This window comes from Parashewanella curva (genome assembly GCF_003675895.1).
In the GTDB taxonomy this organism is placed as follows: Bacteria; Pseudomonadota; Gammaproteobacteria; order Enterobacterales; family Shewanellaceae; genus Parashewanella; species Parashewanella curva.
In genome coordinates this window covers 1-18,379 of sequence record NZ_ML014792.1, presented here as the reverse complement: position 1 = coordinate 18,379, position 18,379 = coordinate 1, and the positions used below count along the sequence as shown (strand labels likewise).

The 18,379-nt window shown below is 39.3% G+C and carries 13 protein-coding genes and 1 pseudogene; 7 read left to right on the top strand and 7 right to left on the bottom strand.

Going from position 1 to position 18,379, the window contains the following annotated elements:
* Window positions 1-93: 93 nt before the first annotated feature.
* Window positions 94-1,335: a hypothetical protein gene (locus D5018_RS13725; protein WP_121839570.1), complete on the bottom strand. Its 1,242-nt coding sequence runs from the start codon at window positions 1,333-1,335 to the stop codon at window positions 94-96.
* Between the two features lie 212 nt (window positions 1,336-1,547).
* Between D5018_RS13725 and D5018_RS13720 the strand changes: the two genes are divergently transcribed.
* Window positions 1,548-2,645 carry an MBL fold metallo-hydrolase gene (locus tag D5018_RS13720; RefSeq protein WP_207819313.1) on the top strand — a complete coding sequence of 366 codons (1,098 nt, stop codon included), beginning with the start codon at window positions 1,548-1,550 and terminating at the stop codon, window positions 2,643-2,645.
* Between the two features lie 190 nt (window positions 2,646-2,835).
* On the opposite strand, the gene D5018_RS13715 is transcribed toward D5018_RS13720, so the two are convergent.
* From D5018_RS13715 to D5018_RS13705, 3 genes are all read right to left on the bottom strand, one after another.
* Window positions 2,836-3,360 carry a hypothetical protein gene (locus D5018_RS13715; RefSeq protein ID WP_121839568.1) on the bottom strand — a complete coding sequence of 175 codons (525 nt, stop codon included), beginning with the start codon at window positions 3,358-3,360 and terminating at the stop codon, window positions 2,836-2,838.
* A gap of 261 nt (window positions 3,361-3,621) precedes the next feature.
* Window positions 3,622-4,761, bottom strand: coding sequence for an OmpA family protein (locus tag D5018_RS13710; RefSeq protein WP_133309295.1), 1,140 nt, complete (start codon window positions 4,759-4,761; stop codon window positions 3,622-3,624).
* Window positions 4,713-5,054, bottom strand: coding sequence for a hypothetical protein (locus D5018_RS13705; RefSeq protein ID WP_121839566.1), 342 nt, complete (start codon window positions 5,052-5,054; stop codon window positions 4,713-4,715). The genes D5018_RS13710 and D5018_RS13705 overlap by 49 nt, the downstream gene beginning before the upstream one ends.
* A 770-nt stretch (window positions 5,055-5,824) precedes the next feature.
* Here D5018_RS13705 and D5018_RS13700 point away from each other — a divergent pair.
* The 6 genes from D5018_RS13700 (at window position 5,825) to D5018_RS13675 (ending at window position 16,741) form a co-directional block, all read left to right on the top strand.
* On the top strand, window positions 5,825-6,877 hold the full coding sequence (locus tag D5018_RS13700; protein ID WP_121839565.1) for a TonB-dependent receptor: 1,053 nt from the start codon (window positions 5,825-5,827) through the stop codon (window positions 6,875-6,877).
* Between the two features lie 33 nt (window positions 6,878-6,910).
* Window positions 6,911-10,183, top strand: coding sequence for an ExeM/NucH family extracellular endonuclease (locus tag D5018_RS13695; RefSeq protein ID WP_121839564.1), 3,273 nt, complete (start codon window positions 6,911-6,913; stop codon window positions 10,181-10,183).
* Between the two features lie 70 nt (window positions 10,184-10,253).
* A complete protein-coding gene (locus D5018_RS13690) occupies window positions 10,254-12,899 on the top strand; it encodes an endonuclease (protein ID WP_165905069.1) in 2,646 nt (881 codons plus the stop codon).
* 430 nt (window positions 12,900-13,329) lie between these two features.
* Entirely contained in the window at window positions 13,330-14,097 is a 768-nt protein-coding gene (agaR, locus tag D5018_RS13685; protein WP_121839562.1) for a transcriptional repressor AgaR, read from the top strand.
* Window positions 14,098-14,296: 199 nt separating this feature from the next.
* Window positions 14,297-15,574, top strand: coding sequence for a D-tagatose-bisphosphate aldolase, class II, non-catalytic subunit (locus D5018_RS13680; RefSeq protein ID WP_121839561.1), 1,278 nt, complete (start codon window positions 14,297-14,299; stop codon window positions 15,572-15,574).
* Between the two features lie 24 nt (window positions 15,575-15,598).
* Window positions 15,599-16,741, top strand: a complete 1,143-nt coding sequence (locus tag D5018_RS13675) for an SIS domain-containing protein (RefSeq protein ID WP_121839560.1) — start codon at window positions 15,599-15,601, stop codon at window positions 16,739-16,741.
* A 238-nt stretch (window positions 16,742-16,979) separates the two neighbouring features.
* On the opposite strand, the pseudogene D5018_RS13665 reads toward D5018_RS13675, so the two are convergent.
* From D5018_RS13665 to D5018_RS13655, 3 genes and pseudogenes are all read right to left on the bottom strand, one after another.
* Window positions 16,980-17,888, bottom strand: a pseudogene (locus tag D5018_RS13665) (LysR family transcriptional regulator).
* Window positions 17,889-17,896: 8 nt separating this feature from the next.
* Window positions 17,897-18,175: a plasmid mobilization relaxosome protein MobC gene (gene mobC, locus D5018_RS13660; protein WP_243637442.1), complete on the bottom strand. Its 279-nt coding sequence runs from the start codon at window positions 18,173-18,175 to the stop codon at window positions 17,897-17,899.
* On the bottom strand, window positions 18,172-18,379 hold a 208-nt coding region (locus tag D5018_RS13655), incomplete at its 5' end, for a transposase (RefSeq protein WP_207819310.1). The genes mobC and D5018_RS13655, both read right to left, overlap by 4 nt.

The following is an 18,379-nucleotide window of genomic DNA, read 5'->3' as shown; positions in this document are numbered from 1 at the left end:
GGGTTAAACGCCTTTACGTGCAGCCTTTACAGCGCGTTCTACCATTTCAGGTGCAGAACCTATAGCAGGTTACCCAAATAGTCACTTAGGTTTTTAACTTAATTTAGAGGCGGGGATAAACTTTTTTTCCTTTTCTTCTATCTCAGACAGCCATTTAGCTATTTCTAAAGGGTTATGGCTAATACAGTACTCTCTAGTTTCCTCTGACGATAAAAAACCTTTTAGAAAATTAATCAGTAATCGTGACATAGCCCAAGATGACTTTGGATGCTCTGATATTAAGTTGTTAAAGTCTTGTAAGATTATGATGCAAGTTCTTTTGGTATTTCCTTCTAGAGTGCCCAAAAATGTTTTTATAACTAGCTGTGAGGCGTTAGTCTTTTGTCTTAGATAACATTTAAACCTCAAATGTACATATTCCAAATCTTTAAAGCTTAATTCTTCCAATTTACCGAAATAGAATTTTGTTAAGCCTTTTGGTATCTGTTTAGATGAAGAAGATGCGGTTTCAGAGTTACGGCGTGCTATTGTCGAAGTTGCTTGTTGGTCAAAAGTTGCTCTTGTTGCCTGAGTGCTTGGCTGTACTTCAGATACTTTAACCTTGGTCGTTTTTGTAGCCGTTGGCTGAGAGTAGTGCTGAGGATTTTGTTGGTGATGCTTCTCTAACTTCTGCCGTTCATAATCTTGCAGCATTTTTTGTTCTTTAAGATAGTTTTCTTTTAAATTGTAAATCTGCTCCATTGCCTCTTGCCATCCAAGTAGGCAATCTCTATCGATAACAGGAACATTGCTTTCTTGACTGCAATGGATATTTGCAGAAAAGGCGATGAGACCATCGAGTTGAGTAAGAAAAAGTTCCGAAGGGGCAGAATGTGAAATAGGATCGCTTAATTGCTTGTAGTCAAAAGTGACACAAAAGTATGTTCTATTTGAGACAGACGATTTCAACGTTGGAAGTTCTACAACTATACCATCAGTAATATTTTCTATTCGATAACTAAAAGTTAGCTGGCAGCTTTCTTCATTGTGTTCGAATTCAACAATGAATTTATTTTGCTCATTGGGTCTTGCAAGCAGTCTGAGGTTATGAATGGCTGACATTTGGCAAATTATTGTATAGGGTTCGTTAATTTTAAGTCTTTGTATATCGGTTAATTCCGTAATGAGCCGCTTAACTTCTTTTAATTGACTTTGATGGAAACATACCTGTATTTTTTTATATATCATCTCAAAAAACTTCTCGGATGGAGTTTGAGTTGTAATTTGAGAGTTGTTAATAAGTGCTGAAGCATAAGAGTTGCTTGGCGGGGTTTCGGGTTGTACAGCATGAGCCATTAAACTACTTCCATAAAATATTAAACTATTGACTTAATTTTAGTGAATCACTGGTTTTTGTTGATTAAGTATTGGTTTAACCCTGATTAAACATAATTAAATGTTTTGCTCTATTTGGTAGTTAGGTATGTGTTACTTTGTGTACTTGTAAATGGTGACGTTTTTTTAGAAACCTTGAATCGTCACTACAACAAATTGAAAAGGGAAGTTAAATGACACGGCTTTGTTTCTGCTATCTGCTGGGAATGTTACTAATTGCATGTTCAAATACCAATCAAGTACAAAAATTAATTGATGATAATTCGGTAATTAAATACCAAAAAAACACCAATCAACATGTCTTTCAAAATTTATATCCAGTCAAAATAAAAGATCGCATTTATCCTGTCACTTGTGAGCAAGACTGCTACCCTCAATCTATAGAAGTACAATGCCAATCAAAAGCTGAAAATTGTGTTTTTATTGGAAAGAATGAAGCAGTTACATTGTCGACAGGCTTTGAGGTTCAATGGCTAGGCCACGCGAGTTTTCATATTAAAACGTCCAGTGAAACCAGTTTGTTATTTGACCCGGTCACTAAACAATTTGATTCACCCGTTGGTTTTGCTCATTGGCTGACAGGTGGTATATATCGTAACGAGCCCAAGAAGTGGCTTTCTGAACAGCAACTGAAAGACGTCAATGCCGTAATGTATTCTCATATTCATTATGATCACTTCAATAAGTCTGATATCGACAACATGGATCGAGACATTCAGCATTTAGTTCCTCTAGGTTTTGCCAAGCATTTTGATAACGACCGTTATTTGATCAATGAGATGGCGTGGTATTCCTCAACCAATATTCATAATACTTCGGTGCATTTTGTGCCAGCTAATCACTTTAGTGGGCGTATTCTTGTTCCTTTTATTTACAACGATTTTAATCAAAGCTTGTGGGGCGGCTGGATAGTTGAGCATAATGGTAAAAAGCTATTTTTTGCAGGTGATACAGGCTATTCAAAGCACTTTAGTGATATCAGGAAACGTTATGGCGCCATAGATATTTGCTTGATGCCTATTGCTTCTTATCATCATGAAGAAAATGGTGATTGGTATCGATATGTGCATTTAACACCTGAAGATGCTTTAGTTGCAGCAGACGAACTTGAATGCAAAGTAATTATCCCTTGGGGGTATGGCAATAACAGTTGGAAAATGGGGGATAAAAGTAGCCATTCTCCACTATTAAGATTACTGCATATGCACAAGAAAATGAGTTCAAGCGTACCGCTATATATTTTGAATGAAGGGGAAAGGGTGAAGCTTTGATACATACCAAAAATGATTCACATTGAAAATGAGGCTGAATCTGCAATGGTGAGCATTTGGTACAACTTAACTAGATTAGGCCGTCGTTTTATCAAATGTCAGCTAGTTTAATGCGATAGAGACAGGTTTATCCATATTGTTTCCTGAACTCTATCGCCAGGTGAAGATAAAGCTGAAATGGATAGTTGAGTTATTCTTTAACAGTATTTTCAGCCAAGTCAGCATCTTCTTCTACGTCATCCCATAGACCGTAAACGTCCATTAACCTAGCAGTTATACTCTCATATGCTTTTTCTCGATAAGTGGCATGATTGAGATGGAGGAATTCATATTCTTCATGTTCCCTATCTGTAAAATGAGGTGCATTTCTCAAACCACTTGCCTTAGAAGAATAAGCAAAAGTAGCATTCAAGCGGGCAGTGTACTTTAATGCTGCTGGGTTATTGAGTGACCTTTGAATGTGATCTGTGGTTCGTTTACCAAAAAAACGAAAAATTGATGATTTAATCCAGTCGCTAATGCGCTCACGCATTCCCATGTTTTTATTTCTTATTCTTGAGACTTTAAATTTTTCCGAATTTTCATCAAATTCAACTTCATATTTTTTGCCGTTGGGCATTTCAATTTTGGTGTTGCAATTCAGTGCATAATTCCCTTTTTCGGCAATGTGTACGATAAGGTGTTCTTGCACTTCTCTTAAACTAATAGCTGACATAACTAAATCCTTCTAAAATCAGTTGATGCTTTAAACCTAGCCTCCAATTAGGCTTTATGCCAACTATATGATCGAGTTTTAATTTTGTGGATATAGTGCGTTAACCTATTAAAAAATAGGTGGTTTTTATCGTGTTTTTTGAAAAATATCGAGTTAAGTGCAAAACAGTACTGATTTCTTTATACAGAGCTCAGATTAAATAATGATTGTGAAGATAGGCTCTTGCAAATCAAAAGAGCCTAAATAGAAGATATTGAGGTTTTATTTGTTGTCGCTTCTAAGCACTAATTCAACCCGTCGATTTTGCTTTTGACCCTCAGCAGTTTGATTATTCGCTACAGGTACATATTCACCAATACCAATGGCGGTTAATTGAGATTTAGGAATCTTGTGTGAGTCAATCAGTAGTTGAACAACTCTGTTAGCACGGCGTTCAGATAATAATTGATTGTAGGAGCGCTTACCTCGGTCATCAGTATGACCAGCTACGTAAAACGTTAACTTGGGGTATTTTTTTAGATAACTGGCGAGCTCAGATAGTAAAGGTACTGACTCAAGCAAAAGTTCATCGCTATCGAACTTAAATAATAAACCATCAAGACTTGCATGACCTGTAGCCTGAATACTTTGACTCAAACCGTCAGCATCAAAGGCGACTCTATCCGTATTTAATGGCTTTGTTTCAACAATTTTTAACTCAGTCCAAAGCCCACCCTTGAAACCAATAACATAATTGTGAGCATAGATATTACCATTGGGACGTTCGAGCATGTAAGTGGTGTAAAACTTGCTTTCATCGTTGCCTATGGTTGCCAGTAAATCTAATTTTTTTGCCAGCATTTTCTGCTTACCACAATCAATGCCTTTACAGTGGAAGATTTGCTTAAACCCTAGCTTGTTAAAAGCCTGCTGGTAATTTCGAAAAACCTCATACTCCGAATACCCTCTTGGTAATCGATAGTTGATATAAGTGAGTTTGCCCTCCATGGACATTAACTCATAGCGATTGTTTTTAACGCCCTTGAGAAGTTGTGTTTTTACATAGTTATTTGCGACATAATTGCGAATATAAGCGCCTTGTAAGCGCCCAAACATGGGATGATCAGCGCTGCTACGTTCATCTTTATGTTGTCTAGATTCAAACTCTTTTTCTTTAGCAGCCAACTTAATAGCTTGCTCATTTACTGAAATTAGATCTAATGGCTCAGGCTTTTCATGTAGCACGGAAATATTCAATTGAGACTCTCGTGCCCAAGCGAATACGAGTACAGAGACATAAAAAATCTGATTGTTTTTATTTAATTTAGCCGTTATGACATGTGTATGATCACTTCCGATGGATTGAAGAGGATCTAAAAAACGTTCAATTTTTTTGAGTCGTCCACAGCTTTTGGCTGACAAGTAAATATTATCTCGGCATTCTGTTTTTTGAGTTGCTCAAGATGGTTTTGAAAAATATTGCTGGGTTCGTGAGAACGATCCACTACATAACCAAAGCGTTCTAATGCCCCAGATTTGACCAGAGGTTTGATTTTCCCTTTTTCAATTGCACCAATAAATTTTTTATGGATGAAGTGACTTTGTTCAGACTCTTTGAGTTTACTGTCAGGGAAGGGAGTAAAAATATTTTCGGCGCTGACGACGTTACTAATAAAAAGAACAAAACACGCTAACCCTAATTGTCTTATTCGCACATTAACTTCCTTGTTCTTATGTTAATTCACATATAGCTATACATAGTAATTTGAACATTTGTTCAAGGCAAGAATCGACACGATGCTTATGTTTCCCGTTAGAAAAGACTCGCTAAGAGAGCTGATTGGACTTCAATCGTTAAGTATACGGTTCATGGCAGTGCTTATTATGTAAATGAGCCGATAATAATTTTTACTAGGTTGAGTTATCAATACTGAGTCAATATAAAAAAAGCGTTACTTCACATAATTCATTATTAAATGAAGGGTTATTATAGCGTTATCTGCTTACAGATATACTTTAAGAAGCAATAACATGTGCTGCTAGTTTCTTGTTCTGTATTCTATCTAATTGCGTAGTTAAAAATTTTCTCAAAAAAAGTTTTTTGCAATACAAATGGTTATACGTATTGTTTTTGGAGGGAGTAAAGTGAATTTTAAGGTTTATCTTGTTGTTAAATGGTTACACCTGTTCGCTGAAAAAATATTGTATGATAAATCGTCTCTAAGAAGCTTGTGAATTGCCTTTCTAATACCCTTTTATTTGCGTTAAATATCTGTAAAATTCACGCGCACGTTACATTAATAAAGTAGCGGTATTATTAAAATAATGGGGTTGAAAATATGCAGTATGTAATAAAAATACCAGAGTTTTCATCATCAAGTTCCTACCTACTAAAACAGCAAGCAATCTAAAAGTTAATTAACAATTTTAATTGTGAGTTTTTCTTTCAGCTATTAGCTGAAATTACTAATTGGAAGTAGAAGTAATGTTAAACAAATCAACAATTGCAATCGCTACAGCAGCAATACTAAGTGCTGGTTCAGCGAGCGCTGTAGTGCTACATGGTGATAAAAATGGTGATCACGTTCGCTTGTTTGGTGAAGTCGGCGTAGGTGGTCACTTTGCTACCAATGCAAAATATAACCACGATGAATTTTTTGACACTAAAGGCTATGTCGATGATAGCTTCGCAACACTTGGTGTAACTGGTAAACGTCAACAATTTACTTATCGCCTTGAGCTTGATTACCAACGTCGTAACTGGCTAGGTGGCGACGGTGAATTCGAACTTGCTATCGACAAAATGTATGTCGGTTACAACATCACTGACGAGCAATGGGTAGAGTTTGGTTTAACCGACACCGCATTCGATGATTACGATCACTTTGGTGACTTCACGTTCAACAAAGCAGTTGAAACGGGTGAAGCAGGTGATCAAGAGAACACTGTAAAATATCAAGCGAAATTCGAAAACCTAATCGCTGGTGCTTCGTACTCTTATGAGGGTGAGCATAAAAGCGGTAAGCTGCAAGGTGACATCATCAATGGTTATGTTGGTTGGATGTCAGACACAGTATCTGTCGTTATTGGTTTAGAAACTCGTGGTGGCTCTGACGGTATCTCTAAATACGGTAAGCAAAAGCAAATCGGTTTAGGTGCTCGCTATAAAGTGATGTCAAATTTATCATTTGGTATCAATGCCTTCCTAGAAGATGAAGACTTATCAACGCGTAAAAGTGGTAAGGTTTTCCTAGATTACCAAACATTCCGCAATATTGGCTTAACCATTAGCTCTAAATATGATCTCAACGATCGTTGGGAAATTATCAGCTCTGTAAATCACGAAGAGTATGAAGGCTGGGATTTGATCAGCCCTAACTATGACTATACGAAACTGCCTCCACAGCACGGTAAAGACCGCCGCTGGGCAAGCTTAGGTTTCAACTTCCGCCCTGCAAAAGACATCGTACTGTCTTTAGAAGGTCGAGCGGGTGAAGCGCCTGAAGCAGCATACGCATACGCGCGTATGTATTTCTAGTCCGAATCTAATCCAAGTTTTATAGAGTTCATTATGAAAAAAAGTTTCTTATCGCTAGCGATTGCTAGCACCATCAGCATGGGTGCCCACGCTGGTGTCGAAGATCTACTGATCACTGAAATGACCCAAGCCAGCGATCCTAAAGTTGGGACTATTGAGATCACGAATACAGGTACAACAGAGCTAAACTTAACGGGCATAGAGTTCTATGTGCACGGAGCAAATAGCCGCGGAAAGAATTACAACAATGTATTGTTAGATGCAGATGGAAAACCGTTATTAGATGGTCAAATATTAGCACCTAACGCTTCCTTAGTTATTGTTGAAAATCGTTCTTCAGAAGAATTTAGAAAATCTTTCGCTAAAGATGCTAAGGTCATTGTCTCTCCTTATCGACCTAAAAAATATAATCACCTTTCTTTAAATGGTGATGACGGTTTCTACATTAAAGTTGGTGACAAAATTGTTGACCGTGTAGGTGCTTCAGAAAACAAAGAGAAATGGGCGACAAACACTACATTGCGTCGTAAAAAAGCAGTCGATGGTAGTGCTCCTTCGCAATCAGCAACTTTCGATGCATCTAAATGGCAAAACATTATGCCAATGCGAACCAATACAGTAGGTGCGCCTAATCTGCCAGATGCTGATGCTAAAGACATTATGGACATATTCACTTGTCCTAGTGATAAAAGTGAAATCAAGTCTCCAAGCGAAGTTCAAGGTTCAGGTTTTAAATCTCCTTTAATTGCGGAAGGTAAAACAGAGTCAGATGAAAAGGTTGCGGTAGAAGGTATCATTTCTGCTAAAGTCTCAATCCCTAATGAAGGTTTCTATCTTCGCAATATTGTTTCTGACAACGACCCTGAAACTTCTGATGGTATCTTCGTTAAATCAAGTGCAGCTAAAGATCTTAAGGTCGGTCAAACGATTTGTATCGGTAGTAAAGTCGCTGAATTTGAAGGTCAAACTCAACTATCTGCAGACACTGCATTTAGCTGGAATGTGACTGATACCAACATAGCGACAGAACCTACCGACATACAAGTTATCGCTTCTGATAACGGCTCTTTTGATAAAACCCTAGAACGTTACGAAGGTATGCTGGTTAACTTGCCAACAGATATCGATCCTGAGACTGATGGCAACCAAGATATGCGTATTACTCGTAGCTTCAGCTATAACTTCCTGCAAAATAGTCACCGCCGAAACAACATGGTAGCAGCTTATAAGCGTCCGAACTTGCAGCCTAACCACTTACATGTAGCTGGTAGCCCTGAATCGAAGGCAGCCTATGAGCAAAACAATGACTATCGTTTAGTGATTGAAAGTTCGACTCGTTCAAATGGTACTACATTACCGTATTACAAAGGTTTTAATGAAGACCCACACAAAAACTACATTCGTATCGACGATAGCCTAGTTAATGCGCAAGGTGTGATCAGTCAATACGAGACTGAGTTGATTCCGGGAACTAATCCTAGAAAGTATGATCAAGACTACAGTTTGACCATTACTAACGATTTGACCAGTGAAAACTTTATTCACAACTTACCACGTACTGACAAGCCAGATCTTAAAGATACAGTAACGGGTGATGACTTCGCTATCCGCGTTTCTAGCCAAAACTTGTTTAACTTCTTTAACTCTCCATTTGGTGGCGATAACAATAGATTTGGTCAAAGCCGTGGTGCTGACAGTCACGATGAATACCTGAACCAAAGAGCGAAACTTGTCGAAATCATCCGTGCGCAAGATGCTGATGTTATGGCGTTGATGGAAATCGAAAACAACGGTTTTGGTGATGACAGTGCGATTGCAGAAATCGTAAACCAAGTTAACGTTAAATATGTAGATGAGCGCGCTCGTGATTATAACGGCCCTAACTCTACAGAAAACCGTTACGTATTCGTTGGTTTCGACAACAACGGCAACCAAAGACTGGATAAGCTTGACGCGATTGGTTCTGACGCTATTGCAACAGGTATTATCTACCGTCCAAGTAAGTTGAGTATTGAACGTACTCGCGTTATCAAGATGCCTCAGCAAAAGGCACCAACCATTGTTAACGACTTAGGCGAAGTGATCAAAGATCAGAACCAAGAAATTCTTGAAAATGGTCAAAACTATCACCGTGATGCCCTAGTGGTAACCTTTATTGTTAACCAAACCGGTAAGCGTCTAACCCTTGCCGTTAACCACCTTAAGTCAAAAGGCTCAACATGTTGGGAAGAGTGGCAAGGTGTTGAGTTTGGTGATGCAACGACTTGGAATAACCGTACTGCACCAGATCTAGATTACCAAGGTTCTTGTGCAGAGTTCCGTGTAGCCGGTGCCGTACACTTAGGTGAAGAAATGGAAGACATTCCAGGCGACAAGATCATCCTTGGTGACTTGAATGCCTACGGAAAAGAAGATCCAGTTCTAGTACTTACCGAGAACCCACGTAACAAAACCATTGTTACCGCTAGCCACACTTTCCTTGGACCTAAGCCTCAGTTTAATGAAGATGGTTCTCCTGTAACTATCTCTAAAACTTACGGCTACATTGACATTGTTGCTGAAAAGTTCAAAGAAAAAGGTAAGACGCCTTGGAGTTACTCTTTCAGTGATGAAATTGGTTCACTTGACCACATCTTGGTTTCGCCTTCGCTAAAAGATCGCGTGATTGATGCTACTGACTGGCATGTAAATGCCGCTGAGACTGGCTTGTATGACTATCAAAACCGCTTTAAAGGTGCAACTAACATTGCGACTCAAATTGGTACCTTGAGCCATAAGTTCTATGAGAATGACATCTATCGTGCGTCAGATCACGACCCAGCACTCATCAGCCTTAGCTATAAGCCTGGTGATGCAGATAAAGACGTACCTTTGAAGCTTCCAAAACTAAGAAAGCTAATCAGAGTGCCTTATCAAATCCCTGCGAATGTTAAGACTCAAAAAGGTGATGTTGCGGTTATCAGCATGAAGCCAGATAACGATGAAGAGCGCTTAGACTTGACCCAAATGGTACTTCCGAATGTGGTGATTTCTAAAGACAACACAGCTTTGATTAACTTTGAAGTGTTTGGTGCTCCATCTGCTCTTTTCAATGTGACCGTAAGCATTAAGCGTAACGGCGAAGTTGTTGAAGGTTCTGAACAGTCATTCCAAGCGGATGTATCAAGCCGTGACTCTTTGATTGCTGACATTGTTGAAGAAGAACCAGATCATACTGGCGGAAATGGTAAAGCAGGCAGCGCTGGCTTTATCAGCTTGTTATCTCTGTTCGGATTAGCAGCACTACGCCGTCGTATTCGCAAATAAACGACGTTCTTGATTATAAATGCCAGCTCATACGCTGGCATTTTTTCAAAGATTCAAAAGGAATATGATTATGAGAATTAAAATGAGCGCAGTAGCTGCGGCGACAGCTATGGCTTTGGGCGCATTTTCTACGGCGGCTAACGCCAATCTAGTAATTACTGAATACGTAGAAGGCAGCTCAAGCAACAAAGCAATAGAGGTATCCAATCGAGGCAGTAGCGCCATCAACTTGGATGCTAACGTTTACAAATTAAACCTGTACTTTAATGGCAAAACAGAAGTCGGAAAAACGGTAACACTAACTGGCACATTAGAGGCTGGAAAAAGTATCGTCTACCACAATTCTAATGCTGCCGATGAGTTTAAAATCGGAACAGCATCTGAGATAACCTGGTTTAATGGCGATGATACTATCGTCTTAACCAAAGATGGTGCTGTAATTGATCGCTTTGGTAAATTAGGAGAAGATCCGGGCTCTGCATGGACAGATCCAAATAATGCTGACTTCTCAAGCGCCAATAAAACCTTGCGCCGAAAAGCTAGTGTGACTACAGGTGATACTGATGCAGCAGCAGCCTTTCCAAATGGCGATCAATGGTTAGTATTTGATAATAACACTTCAGACGGTCTTGGCTGCTCCGGTGAAAGTGCTTGTAGTTCTGAAGCCAGCCCTGGCATACTTTTGATTACTGAATATATAGAAGGCAGCAGCAATAACAAAGCCATCGAGATTTCGAACATTGGCGGTAAGGCTATTGATCTCGACGCGAGTGTTTACAAGCTAACTCTATTTGGTAACGGTAAAACTGAACCAGGTAACACTGAGACATTGACAGGCACTCTAGAACCAGGAAAAAGTCTGGTATTCCATAACTCTGGCGCTGAAGATGCATTTAAAAAAGGAAAAGCCTCTACTGTAACTTACTTTAATGGTGATGATGCGCTTGTATTGACTAAAGACGATGTTGTTATCGATCGTTTTGGTAAACGTGGGGAAGATCCCGGTTCTGCATGGACTGATCCAAACGATGCTAATTTCTCCACAGCAAATAAAACGTTACGTCGCAAAGCCAATGTAACTACAGGCGATACCGTAGCTGAAGCTGACTTCCCTGGAACTAACAATCAATGGGCCGTATTCGATATTAATACTTCTGATGGTCTTGGCTGTGCTGGCGAAGCTAAATGTGACGGTTCAACGACGCCTCCGCCGCCGTCTCCAACGCCGGAACTAGGTCCGTGTACTAACTGTGAAACCTTAACGCCGGTTGCCGACCCAACTAAATTCAATGGCGATATTTACTATTCAGATGTATTGAGTGGTGACTTTGATAAACCTGAAGATCTTAAGAATGCTTTATCTACGATTATTGCTAAAGATCATAAGCAACTGACTTATGGGCAAGTATGGAGTGTATTAACCTACGCTGATCAAGATCCAACTAACGATAAAAATGTTATTGAGATCTATACCGGAGCTTCCATTTCTAAGCTTGACAACCAGCAAGGTGGAAGTGGTACAGGTAAGTGGAACCGCGAACATGTTTGGGCTAAGAGTCATGGCTTCCCTAGTAAGGACCAATGGGGCTATACCGATGCTCACCATTTACGTCCATCGGATCCTGGCATCAATACTGCGCGAAGCAACAATGACTTCGGCGAATGTAGTGACTCTGGTGAAGAAGTACAATTCAACGGTTCTGGCACTGGTAACTACTTAGACAAAGCTAAGGATTGCTGGGAGCCTCGTGATGAAGTTAAAGGCGATGTGGCGCGTATGATCATGTACATGGACACTCGCTATCAAGGTAAAGATACCGCGACAACCAAGATGCCAGATCTGGCTATTGTGAATCGTTTAACAACTTCAGAAGAAGACGATAAACCACTGATTGGTACTTTGTGTGATCTGTATGCTTGGCATAAACAAGATCCTGTTTCTGACTTCGAAAAGAACCGTAATAACGAGGTTTACAAATACCAAGGTAACCGTAACCCATTCATTGACCGTCCTGAATTAGTACGTGATGTATATGGTGCAGCCTGTAATGACGATCCAAACCCAGGTTTAGTTGTTGAAGGTGATATTGTTGCGCCTGAAAGTGTAAATGAAAGCACTGCATATACTTTAGATGCTTCTAAAATCAAAGCTGGCGAAAACGATACTCTTACTTATAAGTGGGAGCAAATTGTTGGCGAAAAGAAAACAGCGGTAGGCGATAAGGCTACACTGTCTCTAACGGCACCAAAGGTTAAAGCCGACCAAACGTTTAGTTTTGAACTCACTATCAGTAACGGCACTTTGGATACCACCAAAGCGGTTAGCGTCAAGGTGAAAAATATTCCGCTTGATCTAAAAGTAGAGTTTGCAGGTAAGGCTGACATCAAAGAAGGTGAGAAAACATCTATTACTGCGACTGTCGCTGATGCTCCAGAAGGGATCACATACAGCTGGAAGCAAGTATCTGGACAAACTGCAACCTTTACTGCTAACGGCCTAAAACTTGATGTAACTTCACCTAAAATCGACATTGACCAAGTTCTAGCGTTCGAACTTACGGCAATGGTTGACGGTGAAAGCTTCAGTAAGGCTGTTAACATTCAAGTGAAAAATGAAGAAGAGCCAGGTTGGACTAAGCCTAAGAGCTCAGGTAGTTTAGGTGGTTTAATTGCACTGCTACTCCCACTTGTTTGGATGCGTCGTCGCCAAAGCTAAACGCTAAATAAGCTTATTATAGGAAGCAGCGCCGAGTTCACATTTGGCGCTGCTTTTTTATTGCAAGGACGAACCTTAAGCCTTCTTTCATGTAGAAGCTACCAAATAATACCGTTCGTACCAATTAACTATGTCTTAGTTAAAACCTTAGCTTTGCAACTACATCGTTGCAATTCCTCACCATAGCTAAGGCTATGATTCGTCATTGCGCCTTGTATTTCCTTCGCTAATGCTTCCCTATAACACAGTTAATTGATGTGAACGGTATAAGAGCGCTTCCTATTTATGCTTAAGAGTTCTCATCGTAAGAAAGATATAGTAAATCGGTTAATGTTATCAATGAGAGTAAAGCTGCTTTCATTTACTTTCATTGTTTGTAGTGGCTTGAATTGATAACATACTATTACTTTCAAAATAAAAACCATTATTTATGCTAAGCACAATAGAGAGACGAAACGAAATCGTTAATATGATCAATGAAGTAGGGAGGCTAGAAGTTCAAACGCTAGCTGAAAAATTCAACGTTTCAACAGTGACCATTAGAGCAGATCTTAATGATTTGGATAACAAGAGATTATTGATCCGTTCCAGAGGTGGTGCGATTGCTGCGAAAAATATAGCAAAAGAACTTTCAGTAAAAGAAAAGCATTGTGAAAACAATGTTATCAAAGGAAAAATTGCTGACGCGGCGATAAAGCTTATAAACGATGGTGAAGTATTATTGCTTGATTCGGGCACAACAACCGAGCAGGTGGCAAAAAAATTAGGATCACATAAAGATCTTGTTGTTATGACTAATGGCCTAAATATAGCCAATGAGTTAGCCAACTTAAGTGATGTTGAAGTCATGATGACTGGTGGTAAGTTACGTCAAAAATCATTATCTTTTTATGGGCGGCAAGCTGAGGCTAGCCTTGAAAACCTACGTTTCGACAAGCTTATTTTAGGTGTTGATGGAATTGATGATACGGCTTCGATTACAACACATTTCGAACAAGAAGCATCGCTTAATAGAGTGATGTGTAGGTCGGCAAAGCAGATAATAGTCGTTGCTGATTCTTCTAAATTTGCTAAAAGCGGCTTTCATATCATTTTAAATTTATCGGCCATAGATGTATTAATTACAGATAGTAAAATACCTGAATCGTATAAAACCTTTGCTGCAAACGCTAATGTCAAATTAATCATCGTAGATTAACCCTCCTTCTCTTCATAGTAATGATGTGTCTCACTACTTGGTTGTGCACACATCTGCTATTCCCGTTTGTTTGTATATTTAAATGTTTGCTCCTTTAAGTGAAAATATCCTCAAAAATACCAAAAGCAATTGAAAGTGTTTGAAAGCTTGTGAAGGGTATTGTATTGTCTTTCAAAAGATAAAAATAAGTTGAAAGGTAATGAAAGATATTCGCTCTATAATACAGTCAAATAAAAGAGGTAAAGCAAATGGGCTTTACTCTATTTGCTCTGCTCATCCTCTAGTCATTGAATCTGCCATAGAACAGGCGAAGCAAGACGGAACCCCTCTACTAATTGAAGCGACTGCGAATCAAGTGAATCAATTTGGTGGTTATACAGGAATGAAGCCTAATGAATTCCTTGAGTTTGTCTTCGCTATTGCAGCTAAGTTAGATTTTCCTAAAGAAGCCATAATAGCAGGTGGTGATCACCTTGGGCCTGTTTGCTGGGTAAATGAGCCTTCAAAGTTAGCAATGGCTAAATCAGAAACATTGATTGAAAGTTATGTTGCAGCTGGTTTCAAAAAAATTCATCTAGATACTAGTATGGGTTGTGCTGATGATCCTGAAATATTAGATGATGAAATTGTCGCTCAAAGAGCCGCTCATCTATGTATGATTGCAGAAAAAACAGCTATGAAACACTTTGGTACTAGTGACATTGTTTATGTTGTTGGGACCGAAGTTCCTCCGCCAGGAGGTGCAAGCGAAGAACTTTCTACGGTCGATCCAACCCCTATTGCTCGCGTAAATAAAACAATCGAGTTACACAAAAAAGCGTTTGAGAAACTCTCGTTATCTGAAGCTTGGGAACGAGTAATAGGGTTAGTTGTTCAGCCTGGCGTTGAATTTGATCATATCGGTATCGTTGATTATCAACCGAGTAAGGCTGTTGAACTCAAAGAGTTTATTAGAACTATCCCTAATCTAGCCTATGAAGCCCACTCTTCTGATTACCAGAATGACGAGGCCTATCATCAACTTATCCAAGACCACTTCGCCATTTTGAAAGTAGGACCACAATTAACCTTTGCATTGAGAGAAGCACTATTTGCTTTGTCTTACATTGAAGACGAATTGTTGCCTATTGAACAACGTTCATATTTAAGAGATGTATGTGACGAAGAAATGCAGGTTAATCCTACAAGTTGGCAAAAATTTTATCCTTTGAACAACCAATCTAAATTTTATCGTCGTTTCAGTTACAGCGACCGAATCCGTTACTACTGGAATAATCCACGCATCAATGCTGCAGTTGACCAACTACTGAGTAACCTTAGTTCCAGCGCTATTCCATTACCTTTGATCAGCCAGTTCTTCCCTGAACAATATAAGCAGATAAGAAAGAAAGAATTAGAGCTTACTCCAGTTTCTTTGATCAAAAGTAAAATTAAGCAAGTTACCGATGCGTATGCGCAAGCGTGTTGGAAACAATAATCAAATTAAAGGCTAGAAATATATATGTCTTCATACCTATCGATAAACGAATCAAAACTCAAAGAAGCTAATGGTTATTGGACGGCTAGAGAAATCGCACAACAACCTGATATGTGGTTGCAAACAACGGAACAGGTAAATGCTTCGAAAGAAAAGATAAATGCTTGGTTGAAACCACTTTTGGCCTTGGATGATTTACGTATCATACTTACCGGTGCTGGCACCTCTGCTTATATAGGAGAAACGCTTGCTCCTTTGCTAAACATAAAAAATAGCGGAAAATTTGAAGCTATAGCGACTACAGATATAGTTAGTTCGCCAAAGCAATATTTACATAAAAATAGACCGACTCTAATGGTTTCTTATGGCCGTTCAGGCAGTAGCCCAGAAAGTGTTGCGAGCGTTGAATTAGCGGATCAGTGTATTGAACATTGCTACCATTTAGTAATTACTTGTAATCCAGAAGGTGAGTTAGCCTTAAAAGCTGCATCCTCTGAAAATATGTTTGCTTTGGTATTACCCTCACCAACCTTAGATCAAAGCTTCGCGATGACGAGCAGCTTCACTTCAATGATCGTCGCAAGTTTATCGATATTTCAACCAGATGAAGAGCAATTGGCGTCAGCGGTTCTGGCTTCGAGAGGGCTTTTAGGGGAAGGGCTCGAAAGAATAAAGGCACAAGCCAGCTTACAAACTAAAAGAATGGTGTTTTTAGGTTCTGGAGGGTTACAAGGCATAGCAAAAGAAGCTGCATTAAAGGTTTTAGAGCTAACCGCTGGCGATGTTATGAGTTATTACGAATCACCTTTGGGATTTCGTCACGGACCAAAATCTTTAGTGAATCAAAAAACCGAAATCATTCTTTTTTCATCCAGTGACCCATACGGCTCTTTGTATGAACAAGACTTATATAAAGAGTTGGTTAACGATGGTATTGCATTGAGTGTCACTCAACTAAATAGCGAAACCCTTAACATTCCAAAGAAGATTGATGATGTATGGTGTGCTTTACCCTATATTCTTTACTGCCAGATAATCGCGTTTTTCAAATCCTTCAATGGCGGTCATACACCTGATAACCCCTGTCCAACTGGGGAGGTAAACCGTGTAGTGCAAGGAGTAACGATATACAGGCTCGAAAACACTGAGAGTGAAGAATGTCATTAGCTAAATCAAAAGAGCCTAATTCTAAGCAATCACAACTTCTAATTGTTGGAATTAATATCGTGGAATAAAACGGCTTAGTTTTGTGTGAAAATCTCCATTAATATGGGAATGCTCAAAGCCTACAACTTTTATTCACAATAGATATCAGAAAAAAATCATAAGTTTGGAAAACAATGATGTGGGGAGCAATTCCCTATCACAATATTTCCGATAGGGAACCAAGCACACCACTTGTTCCCTATTCTTCAATCAGAATATGCTCATTTTCAAGGTGAGCTAAATCAGATTTCAGCAATTCAATAAAGCTTTTAGCAGCATGAGATAACTGTACCGATTTTGGATATAAAATACCGAAGGACATCCAGCGTTCAGGCACAATGGGGCGAGTTACAACTTGTTTATCGACAATTTTTGCCGTTAACGAATCAGCAATAGTGATCCCTGCGCCATCTGCGACTAAAAAACAAGCTAGCTGAGAAGAGGCAACTTCACATGCAAATGATTTTTCTTGCCCCTATGAATGAAAGAAATCTTCCATTTGAGTCCTTAATAACAGGTTGGGTAATAGCGCTATCATTGCTTCATCTTTTAAGTCACTGGCACTGATCTCTGACTTGTCACTCAAGGGATGGTTTAAGGGCAAAATTGCTTCAGCACGAACTTTTAATAGTACTTCACTATTAATATCGGGGTGATTTATTGGTAATGGTTCAATGCCAAGGTCATATTCTCTCCCTAACAGCCATTGCTCTGCATCTCGACGAGTACGAACATCAACACTTAAATGGACATCAGAGTGCAAGGCTAAAAAAATCTTTACGGTGGGAGAAACAAGAGTCGGTGCAACTCTTGGCATGGCAAGCACTCTTAATCTTTGAGTTTGCGCAGTACGTATTTCATCGGCGATACGTTTAATTTCATCTAAATTATCTAAAATTCGTCGTGCTTCACGATCAAATGCAACCGCTTGTTGAGTTGGGATTAAGCGTCTGCCACTACGTAAGAATAATTCAAGCTTCAGTTCTCCCTCTAAAGAAGAAATCAAACGACTGATAGCAGATTGACTTAAGTGCATCTTTTCAGAGGCTTTAGCTATCGAGCCTTCAATCATAGTAATACGGAAAGCCCTCAGCGCTTTTATATGCATATTCCGGCCTAAGGTGAACATCTATTCCCCCGCCGTTCATTTTTACCGGAATACGCAACTCCTCCCCAACGCTTATGACCTTGTTGGATCAAGTCTTCAACTTTGGTGCTATGTTGATCAATCCTATCGACAAGCAGCTCGATCATTTCTGCCGTGATTTTGTCACTATGACGAAACTCGATATTTAATACTCTGGCAATTTGGTTAAGGTTGCGACCAATTGCAGCTAACTGGCGATTCGATTCTTTTAAGGCATCGGTTTCAGTAATATACCCAAGTGAATTCAAATTGCAGATGTGAGCGTTTGAAAGTTGTCAGTAATTCTACTCGTTAAAGTATCTGCAATTTCTGGTAGTTTGACATAGAAAAAGTAATTTATCCGTTCTCGGAACTCTTTCGCTGAAGCGAAATATTCATTATTCCTAATATGCTCATTCATTACTTTCCAAAGCCGCTCAATTGGGTTCAAATTTGGGCTGTATGGTGGTAAG